General features: G+C 33.5%; 13 protein-coding genes. 8 read left to right on the forward strand and 5 right to left on the reverse strand.

Annotated elements, in window-relative coordinates:
- Positions 1–10: 10 nt before the first annotated feature.
- A complete protein-coding gene (locus KO527_RS04760; RefSeq protein ID WP_216039220.1) occupies positions 11–169 on the reverse strand; it encodes a hypothetical protein in 159 nt (52 codons plus the stop codon).
- A 231-nt stretch (positions 170–400) separates the two neighbouring features.
- On the opposite strand from KO527_RS04760, the gene KO527_RS04765 reads away from it, so the two are divergent.
- Together KO527_RS04765 and KO527_RS04770 are read left to right on the forward strand one after the other, a co-directional pair.
- Complete coding sequence (locus KO527_RS04765) at positions 401–1,147, forward strand: NUDIX domain-containing protein (protein WP_216039221.1); 747 nt, start codon at positions 401–403, stop codon at positions 1,145–1,147.
- Between the two features lie 77 nt (positions 1,148–1,224).
- Positions 1,225–1,935, forward strand: a complete 711-nt coding sequence (locus KO527_RS04770) for a hypothetical protein (protein WP_216039222.1) — start codon at positions 1,225–1,227, stop codon at positions 1,933–1,935.
- Here KO527_RS04770 and KO527_RS04775 read toward each other — a convergent pair.
- Entirely contained in the window at positions 1,930–2,922 is a 993-nt protein-coding gene (locus tag KO527_RS04775) for an ABC transporter substrate-binding protein (RefSeq protein WP_216039223.1), read from the reverse strand. The genes KO527_RS04770 and KO527_RS04775 overlap by 6 nt on opposite strands.
- A gap of 65 nt (positions 2,923–2,987) precedes the next feature.
- Between KO527_RS04775 and KO527_RS04780 the strand changes: the two genes are divergently transcribed.
- The 6 genes from KO527_RS04780 (at position 2,988) to upp (KO527_RS04805) (ending at position 10,352) form a co-directional block, all read left to right on the forward strand.
- Positions 2,988–5,705, forward strand: a complete 2,718-nt coding sequence (locus tag KO527_RS04780; RefSeq protein ID WP_216039224.1) for an EAL domain-containing protein — start codon at positions 2,988–2,990, stop codon at positions 5,703–5,705.
- Positions 5,706–5,769: 64 nt separating this feature from the next.
- A complete protein-coding gene (locus tag KO527_RS04785) occupies positions 5,770–6,264 on the forward strand; it encodes a peptidylprolyl isomerase (RefSeq protein WP_216039225.1) in 495 nt (164 codons plus the stop codon).
- Between the two features lie 240 nt (positions 6,265–6,504).
- Positions 6,505–7,131 carry a uracil phosphoribosyltransferase gene (upp, locus tag KO527_RS04790; RefSeq protein ID WP_216039226.1) on the forward strand — a complete coding sequence of 209 codons (627 nt, stop codon included), beginning with the start codon at positions 6,505–6,507 and terminating at the stop codon, positions 7,129–7,131.
- A 67-nt stretch (positions 7,132–7,198) separates the two neighbouring features.
- On the forward strand, positions 7,199–8,455 hold the full coding sequence (locus KO527_RS04795; protein WP_216039227.1) for a GTP cyclohydrolase II: 1,257 nt from the start codon (positions 7,199–7,201) through the stop codon (positions 8,453–8,455).
- Positions 8,452–9,678, forward strand: coding sequence for a DUF1688 family protein (locus tag KO527_RS04800; RefSeq protein ID WP_216039228.1), 1,227 nt, complete (start codon positions 8,452–8,454; stop codon positions 9,676–9,678). The genes KO527_RS04795 and KO527_RS04800 overlap by 4 nt, the downstream gene beginning before the upstream one ends.
- A 44-nt stretch (positions 9,679–9,722) precedes the next feature.
- Positions 9,723–10,352, forward strand: a complete 630-nt coding sequence (upp, locus tag KO527_RS04805; protein ID WP_216039229.1) for a uracil phosphoribosyltransferase — start codon at positions 9,723–9,725, stop codon at positions 10,350–10,352.
- A 303-nt stretch (positions 10,353–10,655) separates the two neighbouring features.
- Here the strand turns inward: upp (KO527_RS04805) and KO527_RS04810 are convergent, their stop codons facing one another.
- The 3 genes from KO527_RS04810 to KO527_RS04820 all read right to left on the reverse strand — a co-directional run bounded on the left by KO527_RS04810 (position 10,656) and on the right by KO527_RS04820 (position 12,446).
- Positions 10,656–11,240, reverse strand: a complete 585-nt coding sequence (locus KO527_RS04810; protein WP_216039230.1) for a TetR/AcrR family transcriptional regulator — start codon at positions 11,238–11,240, stop codon at positions 10,656–10,658.
- A gap of 140 nt (positions 11,241–11,380) precedes the next feature.
- Complete coding sequence (locus tag KO527_RS04815; protein WP_216039231.1) at positions 11,381–12,001, reverse strand: SGNH/GDSL hydrolase family protein; 621 nt, start codon at positions 11,999–12,001, stop codon at positions 11,381–11,383.
- A 109-nt stretch (positions 12,002–12,110) separates the two neighbouring features.
- Positions 12,111–12,446 (reverse strand): PBPRA1643 family SWIM/SEC-C metal-binding motif protein, encoded by a 336-nt coding sequence (locus KO527_RS04820; protein WP_216039232.1) that lies wholly within the window; start codon positions 12,444–12,446, stop codon positions 12,111–12,113.
- Positions 12,447–12,601: the final 155 nt, after the last annotated feature.

Consider the following 12,601-nt stretch of genomic DNA (forward strand, 5'->3'; position numbering starts at 1 on the left):
CTTTAATGCTTTATTTTTTTGTGAAAATATAAGTTGCGATAAGTGTTGTCGCAGCAATTAATGAACCAACAGCGACTGCTGAAGCCATTCCGTTTAAAGCTAAACCACCTATAACAAATACGCCTAATGCTGTTGTGCTATAAAGTTCTGATGAGTTTAAAGAGTTCATTTTATTGTCCTTAATATTGTGTTTAGCTTTAATTTGTTTGCTGCTAAGTTTGCTTGGAATGAATAATAATACGATTATCAGCTGTATTTTTTACATTTGTGTTTAATGGTTAATATCGGTGATGTTTGGCTTTTTTAGCTGATAAATGATTTTGCGAATGAAAGTTAGCTGATATGTTTTTTTATTGTGTTATGATTTTTCGATATTTAAATATTATGGTCAGGTATTTTTTTGCTCTCATTTCAAGCCGACGCCTTTAATGGCATTATTATTGATACAGATAAGTTACCTGCAACACAAACTTTATTCCAGGCTGCATTAGAGCTAACTATTGCTTATGCAGCTTCTCAGAATAAACGTCTAATTTGGTTAACCTTACCAATAGAGCGCAGTAATATTGTGCCAATCGCTACTGAATTAGGTTTCGTATTTCATAATTGTCTCGAAACAGAAATAACACTTATTTTACGACTCGTTGAAGGTGCTTATGCGCCATTTGTACCAACGCACTCTATAGGCGCAGGTGCTTTAGTTATTAATAAACATAACCAAGTATTAGTGATACGTGAAAAGATAGCAACAGGTACAGGTTATAAGCTGCCTGGCGGTCATATAGAGTTAGATGAAGATATTCATACAGCGATTGAGCGTGAAGTATTTGAAGAAACCGGTATTACAGCAAAGTTTCAGCAGCTTGTTGGTTTTGCCAATAAGCATCCTTACCGTTTTGGAAAATCGAATATCTATTTTATTTGTCGTTTAGAACCAATAACAACTCAAATTGAAATTCAAGATACTGATGAAATTGAAGATGCATGTTGGGTCGATTTAAATACTTATATTCAAGATGAAACTAATAGTTACTTTAACCGTGAAATGGTTAAATCTTTAAGTGAAGCAAGTGGACTGAAAGCTGTAGAGTTAGATTTTAATCAAGGTGTCAATGGTAAAAGAGAAGTCTTATTTTCTGATAGTTAATTAAAGTAAGTACTATTTCACAGTAATTTCACAATGTACCACTTAAGCTGAGTCATCATTTTATTAGGAAATAAACTATGACTCTTTTTAAATTATTAATTAGCTTAATCGTGTGCTTAATTGCAAATCAGGCTCACAGTGAAACAATTAAAACAGATCAGCTTGAACATCAAAATAATGTCAGGGCGAGTTTTAAGTTATTTAGCGAAACTCAACGCAAAAAATTCTCTTATACAATTACCAAATATGAAAACGAAGAAGGTGATGTTACATCCAGCCTTGAAACGTATTCTCCTGCTGCAAGTATTGCTCAGTCGTGGTCTTTAATTGAATTAAATGGTGAAATACCGACAAAAGCACAAGTAAATAAATATCTTAAAAACAAATCGAAGAAAAAGGATAACAGTAAAAATAATCAATCGATTAGTATTTCTCAATTAGTCGATATTGATACTTTACAAATTCTCAATGAAGATAATGAATTTATTAAATCATCATTTAAGGTAGGTTATAGTCGATTTGGTGAAACTGCTAAAAATAAACTTGAAGGCATTTTAACTTTTGATAAAAATAATCAGTTTGTACAAAACATAGAGATTATCAATAATGATCATTTCTCTCCTATGTTTTCGGCCGATATCAATAAACTAAAGTTAACTTTAAGCTTTATAAAGATTAAAAATGCCATATTACCTTTAAGTACTAAAATGCGATTAGTAGGCTCTATGGCGATGTTTATTGAAATAGATGAAATATCAACAGTTGATTATTCAAATTACACTTTATAAGATTTTTGTATTAACTAAAAAACTTAAACTCGTTTTGACGGCTTTTACATCAGGGATCATTTTCAAGTTGTTATTTTCAAATGTTGTTTGATCGTGTTTGTTTTGTGTATATACAGGGAATTCATAAAGCTTCGAAGCATAAATTTTTTGTGTTTGTGCTTCTAAAAGATAATTCATAAATATAATTGCATTACTTTTATTTGGTGCATATTTAGTAATAGCAGCCGTGGTTGTTGAAATTAGTGTTGTGCCTTTATATGTTTTTAACCAATGACGCTTTAACTTTGAAGCAATAAGTTGATCTTTTTGATTTTCAGAATGCGCTAACATATCAAAATAATAATGGTTAGCTAGTGCAAATTGGCATTGTCCATTAGCTAATGCACGAAGTTGATCTCTATCATTACCGGTAGGGCGCTTTACCAATAGTTTTTCTGGTTTTTGTAGCCAATGAGTATTTTCTTTTTCACCTATAGATAATAAAGAGGCAAATAGCTCTTTATTATAACTATGCGATAAATCTCTGATACAAAACTGTCCATGATATTGTGATTTATTAAAGTCACTATAATACTCTGGGATAGGTAATGTAGTGTGCTCTGCACTGAAGATAGTACGCGCCCTTAATGAAGTACTGACCCAGTATTTTTCATCATCTATGAGACTTTGATTTACGTGTGCTAAATTAGTAAATTCAGTAAAAGGTTGCAATAAATGTTTTTTATTAGCTAACTGACTTAAATCGGATGTGAGTAATAGATCTGCATGACTTTGTCTACCATCAACCTCCAGTCTTTTTAATAAATATTTCGATTTACCATGCACTAAATTAACGTTTATGCCAGATTCTTTCTCAAATGAAGAAATAATAGGAGCTATCAATTCGAGCTTTCTAAAAGAATAAATGTTTAATTGTTCAACAGGTTTGGCTAAAACTTCAGCGCTTGATGCAAATAATGCAATAAATACCAATAAATTACTTTTCATACACTCAAATAAAAACTATTATCATTTGCAACTATGGTACTGGTAAATTTTAAGAAGTCTAGAGCATGAAGCAATTAAACTTAAAATTAAAAGGATTTAGATTTCATTTATTTATTTATTTGATATTTGTAATTGCGATGTCTTTTATTGGTTTGCGTTTAGAAAAGCATTATGAAGCGCAGTCAGAGCAGGACTTAAATATACAACTATCATCATATAACCAAGTTTTTCAAAATAAATTAAGGCAACTCGAAAATTTACTTTATGCATTTGATGCATACTTTCAATCTAGTTCAAATATTAGTTCAAAGAGTTTTTATAAAGTCGCGCAATCTCAATTACAAGGAATCGAAATAGAAGTCGGTTTAGAGCAGTATGTTTTATTTAAATCAGAGCAAATCGAGGAAATACAAACACGACAAATTAAACAAGGACAATTCGATTTTAGATTGTATTTACCCGCTAAGCTTGAAGATGATTTAATGGGAGTCATAAAAGCAGCGCCTGTTTCAGATTATGGTCACAATATTGGACAAGTAATAGCACTGAATGAAAATGAGTTAACAAAGCTGTCCTTAGAGCATGGTGTTGTTGCACTTAATTGGCCACAAAAGAATGATCAATGGAGTTTAGTATTAATTCAAAAAGTTGCCGGTAAAGTGCATTCAGCACTCGGCTTAAGGCTTGCTCTCTCTAGCTTATTAGAAAATCTTTATCATAATTTATATGCTGAAACAGGAGAGCATATTCGCCTTATTAATCAAGAAGAAGTGATTTTCACGACGGATTGGAAAGGTCGTTTTAACTTAGATGAAATTAAAGCAAGTGTTTCCACATCAAGTCAGTTTTTTAGTCATGAGTTGACATTAGAGCTATATAATCCTGAAAGTTTAAGTCCTCCCGTTTTGCCAATACGTTTGTGCGTGATAATTTCTTTAGTGGTTGTTTCATGGATGTGTGGTGCTTTAATATTGTTCCAAATATTCGCTCTAAAAGGTCGCAACAGGGAAATCAATCGGATTGTAGTTCAAAGAACTGCAAGTTTAGTTGACTCTAATCGTGAACTTAAAAAAGAATCTTTATTAAAAACACAAGCGTTAAAGCAACAAATAAAGTCAGAGAATCAATATACAAAATTGTTTGTAAACTCCCATGAAGGTCTTTTTATACTAGATTGTAATGAAAATATAAAGACCTTTAATCCCGCTTTTTCATCTCTACTGCTCGATAATGATATCGATAAGAAAAACGTCTCTTTCAGTCGTTTTATTTATAGTCCAGATCAAACTTTACAATGGCAACAGGATGTGAAAAATAAATTAAATCATCAAGAATTTGAATGGTTAGCTAAAAAGCAAAATGGAAAAAGCATTTGGGTGAGGCAAAGCGGAAACTGGGTTAAAAATGATGGTATATGGAGTTATGAAGGTCGATTAGTAGATATAACACAAGCAAAACTATTTAATGAGCAGCTAAAATATAGAGCGCAGTACGATAGTTTAACGAATTTACTCAATAGGCAAACTTTTTTAGAGTTGCTTGATAAGTTAAGGTTTAGTTCTCAAAGTCGATTTATATTACTTTATATCGACTTAGACAGGTTTAAATTAATAAATGATACTTTAGGTCATGTCGCTGGCGATAAAGTATTGATTGAGTTTGCAGCAAGAATGCAAAATTTACTGGGGCCATTTTCTGATATCGCTAGATTAGGCGGAGATGAATTTGCTGTTTTGATCCGACAAAATCATTTGAGCGAAAACCTAATTGGTTTATTAATAAATATACTTGAAGAGATCCGAAAGCCCTTTAATTATAATGAACACAGCTTATCAGTGAGTGGCAGTATTGGCGTACGTAAATTCACTTCACCTTGTATAGAATATGACGCGAAAAAACTCATTCATGATGCAGATATTGCTATGTATGAAGCTAAGCAGCAAGGTAAAAATGATTATTATATTTTCTCTTCAAAACTATCCCAGCAAATTAATCGTAGATTACAAATAGAAACCTTATTACATGATTTAATTCCAGACTTAGAATTATCAATCAATTTGCAGCCCTTGTACTGTAAGTTAGGTATACGCTTAATTGGTTTTGAAGCACTGCTTAGATGGGATAGTGATGAGTTAGGTCGTATCAGTCCTGAAGAATTTATACCTATTGCAGAAGAGTGCGGAAAAATGTCACTACTAGGTAAGTGGGTTTTTGAACGTGCATTAAGATTTATGGAACAATTAGGTGATAAGTCTCAAGATCTATTCATTAATATTAATGTTTCACCACTTCAACTACAGCAAAATAGTTTTATGCATTGGCTTACTAATCGTGTTAATCAATCACCATTAAGTCGCAGGCAAATTAGAATTGAATTAACAGAGTCTGCCATGATGGCAAAAGAGGCTGCTTTAATTGAACAGCTTAAAGAAATTCATAAATTGGGAATTGGCATATATATTGATGATTTTGGCACAGGTTATAGCTCGCTTAGTCGCATAAAAAACTTACCGATAGATGGTATCAAAATAGACCGTTCATTTATTGAGAATATAGAAACAGATAATGGTGTATCGCAGTTAGTTAAAGCGATTTGTGCGATTGCAGAGTCATTCCACTTATCTGTCACTGTCGAAGGTGTTGAAACTCAGGCACAATTGACAGTATTGAAAAGTTTGTATTGTCATCAATTTCAAGGGTATTTTTTTAGTAAACCTTTAACCGAAAAACAAATGATAAAACGCATTGATGAAGAATCAAAAAATATCGTGAAAATTGCATAATTAATTATGTTACGGATACTTTGTCTATTAAAATAGGTATATCTTAGTTTTATAGACATTAGTTATGATCACATTTAAAACAAATATGGGTGATATCAAAATTGAATTGGATTTTGAAAATACACCTATTTCAGCAAAAAACTTCTTAAAATATTGCCAACAAGGTTTTTATGAAGGCACGATATTTCATCGTGTAATTAAAGGCTTTATGATTCAAGGTGGTGGTATGACGCCTGATATGAATGAAAAAGAAGGCTTTGATACTATTGTTAATGAAGCTAATCGCGGTGGCAAAAACCTAGCGGGCACATTAGCGATGGCACGTACTATGTCGCCACATTCAGCGAGTTCACAGTTTTTTATTAATGCCCGAGATAATTCATTTTTAGATTTTACATCAAAAACCAATGACGGCTGGGGTTATGCTGTTTTTGGCAAAGTGACTGATGGTATGGATATCGTTAAAAGCATTGAAAAAGTTAAAACAGGCAGTAAAGGCGAGCATGATGATGTGCCAAAAGAGGCTATTATTGTTGAAAAAGTGATAGTAGCAGAATAACCCCCTTCACATTCTAGTAAGCTAAGCGTTTTTTCTTAGCTTACTTATCTATATTTCTAATTCCTCTGCTCAATTATATTTTACAAAATCTTGTTGGATCACGTTCTGTCTATTAGTCTTTGAATAAGAAAAGTTTATTTTATTTATAAACTCATTATTTTTATTTTCAGCTTGAATGCTTTTAATGATTTTAATGATTTTAAATTCTCAATTTAAGTAGTTAGGTTTTTGGATTGATATATGTCAGATCAAGATAATAATTTTACTTTACCACCTAATGTGACCTGCTTTTCACGTTCTAAAAATGCGCAAATAAGTGAACGGCATTTATTTTTAACAAGATTAAGAAATAGAGAATTACCCTATCAAGCGTTTAGAAAAACAGCAGATCAACTATTTGATTTGATAGCAGAGGCGATGATCCCGCACCTTGAAAACCACGAAGTAATTTTAACGCCAATCTTTAGAGCTGGTTTAAGTTTGCTGCCTGTATTTATGTCTAAAATAGAAAACTCTAGATTATGCTCTATAGGCGTAAAAAGAAATGAAGATACTGCACAGCCAGAACCTTATTTATTTAAAGTGCCTCCTGAAATAGCAGCTGATGCAAAGTTTGTTATTTTAGAGCCGATGATCGCAACTGCAGGCACGATGTGCTACAGCTTAGGCATGCTGAAAAAACAAGGTTATGACTTAAATAATATTGAAATAATCTCAATATTTTGTGCGTTAGAAGCAGTCGATAAACTACAAAATGAGTTTCCCCAAGTTCATATTCATACAGAAGTTGTTGATCCTATTTTAGATGAGCATAAATATATCGTTCCTGGATGTGGCGACTTTGGTGATAGGTATTTTGGCACTTAACTTAAGTTTATCTTTTAGTGTATTTATTTAATAAATCCTTAGGTTTAAAAAATATTAAGGAGTATTTATGAAGGAACATTCAAAGTCATGCCATGTAATTTTAACATCTCATTCCAATCAGGCGTTTAAAGAATCAACGCCTGTAAAATGGGGCGCACAAACAGCCAGTGAGCGAGGTCCTGTTATTGCGACTATATCCACAAAAGAGAATCGTAATGCAATAGGCTCTCATAGTGGTAGTTACACGGTTTATCGCGCACTATCAATTGCAGCTGGCACATTTGCACAAGATCATATTCCCGATCTTACAAATACCAGTCCAACAGTTAACGTCACACCTAAAGCATCATGGTGTGATGCAAAAAAAATTATCTCTTTAGACCCATGGGGCGCCAGTATTGATGAAGTGTTTAGTGAAGCTTTAAAGAAAGGCATCAATATTCAGCCTTCTATTGCCATTACCCAGGCGCATTTAACTTTGCCTGAAATATATGAAGCCGTAGAGAAGGGAAGATTAAAACCAGATGGAGAAATTTTAAAAGAAAATAAAGATGTTTTTGTCACCAAAGTAGCCATTGAGCCAGTATGGTACTTGCCGGGGATCGCTAAGAGATTTGGTATTGAAGAAGGAGAATTGAGAAAAATTTTATTCCAAGAAACAGGAGGAATGTTCCCTGAGTTAGTAACTAGGCCTGATCTTAAAATTTTATTACCGCCAATTGGCAGCACAACGGCTTATATTTTTGGGGATATAAATGATTTAGCCGATGGCAGTAAAAAACTCACATGCAGGGTTCATGATGAGTGTAATGGTTCTGATGTATTTGGCTCGGATATATGTACTTGCAGACCTTACTTAATGCATGGCATTGAAGAAGCTGTAAAAACGGCACAAGAAGGCGGTGTAGGATTAATTGTTTACTTTAGAAAGGAAGGTAGAGCATTAGGGGAAGTCACTAAATTACTGGTTTACAATGCAAGAAAAAGACAAAAAGGCGGCGATAGCGCTGCAACGTATTTTGAACGTACAGAATGTGTTGCAGGTATTCAAGATGCACGTTTTCAAGAATTTATGCCTGATGTATTGCATTGGTTTGGTATAACAAAGATAGATCATTTAGTGTCTATGAGTGATATGAAATATAACGCGATTGTAAAGTCAGGCATTGAGGTTATAAACCGTGTATCTATCCCAAAAAATCTGGTACCAGATGATGCCCAAGTTGAAATCGAGGCTAAGAAAGCTGCGGGTTATTATACCGGTGATGAAGACGCACTATCAGATGACGAACTTGACAATGTAAAAGGGCGGGAGTTGGAATGATTTTCACAGATATTAATGACAATGATGTGAGCTATTTATTATCGCCTAAAGCAATTAGAGAGCGAAGTCAGGAAATATATGATCTGAGTTTAGCTGGGATAGGAGAGTTTCAAATAAACATATCTCGATTAGACGAAGTCGCAGATTATGTATTAGCGGTAATAAAGAATAACTATCCTGATTTAAATATTCCATTTCACTCACGTTGGAGTCACTTTCAAGTTGGCGATATAGATAGGTTAAAGCGACTTGATGAAAAATTAAATCACTTATCTGCATACGATAAGGCAAGAGCTAAATTAGATTTAGTCTTGGTTTCTGTATTATTAGATGCTGGCGCTGGGAATTCATGGTGTTACTTTGATAAACACTGCGGTCAAAGTTTTTCTCGCTCTGAGGGCCTTGCGGTTGCCAGTTTTGATATGTTTATGTCTGGCATGTTTTCAAGTGATAAATCTCAGCCTCTTCAAGTGGATGCAGAATCTTTAATGTCATTTAATCGACAAAAATTAGAGTTGGGATTTCAGGTATCTCACAATAACCCTTTAGCAGGGTTAGAGGGCCGTGCAAATTTGATAAGTGAATTAGGTAATACGCTTAATAACAATGATGATTTTAAAGATAATAGACCCGGTAATATAATTGATTTTTTAACGATTAATTATGGTGAAAAGCTTGAAGCTGACACAATTTTAAATAGTGTATTAGTTAATTTTGGCAATATTTGGCCGGGTAGAATATGCATAAATAATATCAATATGGGTGATTTATGGGCGTATTCAAAATTAAAATCTGACGACCCGTTATCTTGTTTAGTACCTTTTCATAAATTATCTCAGTGGTTAACTTATTCACTGATAGAGCCTATTTTAGAAGCGGGAATCACAGTGACTGGCGTTGAAAAATTAACGGGTTTGGCAGAATATCGTAATGGTGGTTTGTTATTAGATAAGCAATTAATAGCGTTAAAAGATAAAAGTAACCTCTCAAAATCTCATCTGGCAAATAGCGATTTAATTATTGAATGGCGTGCATTAACAATTGTATTACTCGATAAAATAGCAGAGAACATTCGAGATAAGCTAATTATGTCTGAGGCTCAATTGCCTTTGGCTAAAGTCTTAGAGGGCGGAACTTGGTGGGCAGGTCGAAAAGTGGCAAAAACACTTAGAAATACTGGCGCACCGCCTTTAAAACTTAATAGTGATGGCACTGTATTTTAAAAGTAATCTATCGCGTTCACCTCATACTGGAATAGGACAAGACAATGGAAAAATTAACAATAATTAGTCATCCCGTTTTGCAGCATAAGCTCACTTTATTGAGAAGCAAAGAGACAAAATCATGTGAGTTCAGACGTTTATTAAACGAAATTAGTGGTTTATTAGCTTATGAATCAACAAAAGAATTAGCACTTAAATGTATTGATATTGAAACTCCGCTAGAGAAAATGAAAGGCGAAGAAGTTGCACAAGCCCCTATTATAGTCTCTATTATGCGAGCAGGTAATGGCATGCTTGATGGCTTATTAAATATGTTGCCGTTTGCAAGTGCAGGGCATATTGGTATTTATAGGGATAAGTTTATCCAAAATACCGTAGAGTATTATTTTAGACTGCCAAAAGAGTCTACTGGTAAAGAAGTGATATTAGCAGATCCTTTATTAGCGACTGGAGATACTGCAATCGCCTGTATCGATAGGTTAAAACAGTATGGGGTAGGTAAAATCACCATGATTTGCATTTTAGTTTCTCAAGCCGGAGTCGAAAAGCTACATCATTATCATCCGGATGTGAATATTATTGCTATTAGTAAAGAAAGGGACTTGAATGAAAAAGGCCATTTATTACCAGGATTAGGAGATGCAGGAGACCGTCTATATAAAACAACTGATTAGGTTTGAAAGTTTAATTGAATAAATTATCTGTTTTATGTCTAATTTTAACTTTTAAATTTATATTTTTATTTTAAATTAAAAGGAAGTGCATATTAATTCTAACTTGTAAAAACAAACCCTGTGCTTACTTTATTTCTTATTGTATTGTTTAGTCATTAGAAAGTGCTAATTGAATTAGCTTTTTCAAAACGGTCCCTGGGCCCTTCTGGGCTTTTTTATTTAGTATATTCGCCTTACTATTGTGTATTTTATTTCAAAGTAAGGCGAAAAAACTACCTTATTAACGGTTTACCAATCTATTATTTAAGATAAGTTTTTAGTCCAAACGTCAGCCCAAGTTTCTAGATATTTATTTTGCTCTATGCCATAAGGTGTTGCACCTATATCTAAGCTGATCATGTAATAAAATACACTACCAAATATAATCTGTATCATTTCATCAGGGCAGTTGTTACTAAATGACGTATTTTTAAGATTAGATGCAATCCAAGGAAACAAATGTTCATCAGCTAAGCGTGAATTGATCACTTTCATTTTTTCTCTTAGCTCTGGTAAAGTGCCTACTTCGGCTCTGAGCAATATACGTAATGGGCGATATTTTTCACCTATATGTAAAATCATGCGACCAATTGTCAGCAATTCTTGTTTTATATTATCTAAAGGTAAAGAGAGGTTATGTTGAAAGTCTTCGAGTATCTCAACTTCTGCCTCATCAACAATCGCCTCTAAAACCGACATTTTTGTTGGAAAATGACGATAAAATCCACCAGAACGTGCTGTTAAACCGGCTGCTTTTTCAATTGCACCAACAGTGGTTGATGAGAAACCTTGTGTAGCGAAAAGTTCCATAGCCTGAAATTTTAACTTCTCTCTCGTAGATACTTTCACCGGACATTCCTTATTTGTAATTATTGCTTTTATTGTAATTATTGAGCTTAACAAAAAATAAACTGCTTTTGTTTGAAAAATATTAATTCTTACATTTTGAGGGAGGGGCGAGGATTCGGTTTGCTATTTTGACTTTTTAGCTAGGGTAATATTTTTTGTATAATCGGAACAAGTGCTTCAGCTAAAATTTTATGTTGTTCTACTTGCCAGTGAATGCCTTCTTTTTTACAAGTTTGCACAACAGATCCGACATCAAAAAAAACGCAGTTAAGCTTTTGGCTGACCTCTAAGTAGTATTTGGCTAATGCTATTGATTTTTCATGACCATTTTTATAAATACTTGCATAGCTGCCGACTTCATAAATAGCTGGAGGGCATAATAGAAGGGCTTTAGTAGTAGGCTGGTTTTTACTTTTTGAAAGTTGAATTTTCCGTATTAAATCAAAAGCACCTTGCGCTATTTGTTGTGCGGATAATGCAAATTTATTTTTGAGGTCATTGGTACCTAACATGGTGATGACTAAGTCTGGAGAATGTAATTCTAGCAAAGGATTTAAATATTGAATGCCAGTTTTAGAGCCAGCAAAAGGGGGGTTATTTACTAAGGTTCGGTTTGGTTGACCTGACTCAATTACTGTATGGAGATCAGCTAGTACTGTTTTTAAAAGAGCAGTCCATCGCTCATTATCATCATATCTTGACTGCGTATTTGGGGTGGTACCCCACGTATTAGAATCACCAAAACATAATATTTTTGCCATTAAGAGATCCTAAAATATACCTTTGTCTTTAATTGATTATGAATATACTTTTTCAAATTTAGCAGCTTTTTAATCTAAATTGTAAGTACTCGCTATTTTTTATAGTGAATTACTTACCACAACACTTTTTGTATTTTTTATTGCTACCACATGAACATGGCTCATTTCTGTTTGGTGTCTTTTCAAAAGTTTGTGTTTTAGGAACGTTTAAAACGGCATCAAGTTCTTTAATGTTTTCTTCAATATCAGCATTAACTGTGATATTTGCGAAGAAGTTATGTTCATTTACAGTGACTTCAACTTCTTCTTTACGTTTATCTGATTGCACGTTTAGTGTCAATGGGTTTGATTCTGTACCTAGCTTAACAGTAGGCTTAGGTTTGTAAGTCCCCATGTTATTTTTACCCATAATATCAGGCTTACCACGGAAGAAAAATTTAGACATGATGTTATCCATATTTGGTGATGTTCTTACACCACAATTTTAAGTGGCGCGCATTCTAACAGTTTATAAAGGTATTAGCTAAAGCAGTTGCAATAAAAATATAATAGTGACTTGTTGATACAATTTTTAATGGATATAGTGAAGATAGCTATCTC

The sequence above is a fragment of the Pseudoalteromonas sp. C2R02 genome (assembly GCF_018860845.1).
GTDB lineage: Bacteria > Pseudomonadota > Gammaproteobacteria > Enterobacterales > Alteromonadaceae > Pseudoalteromonas.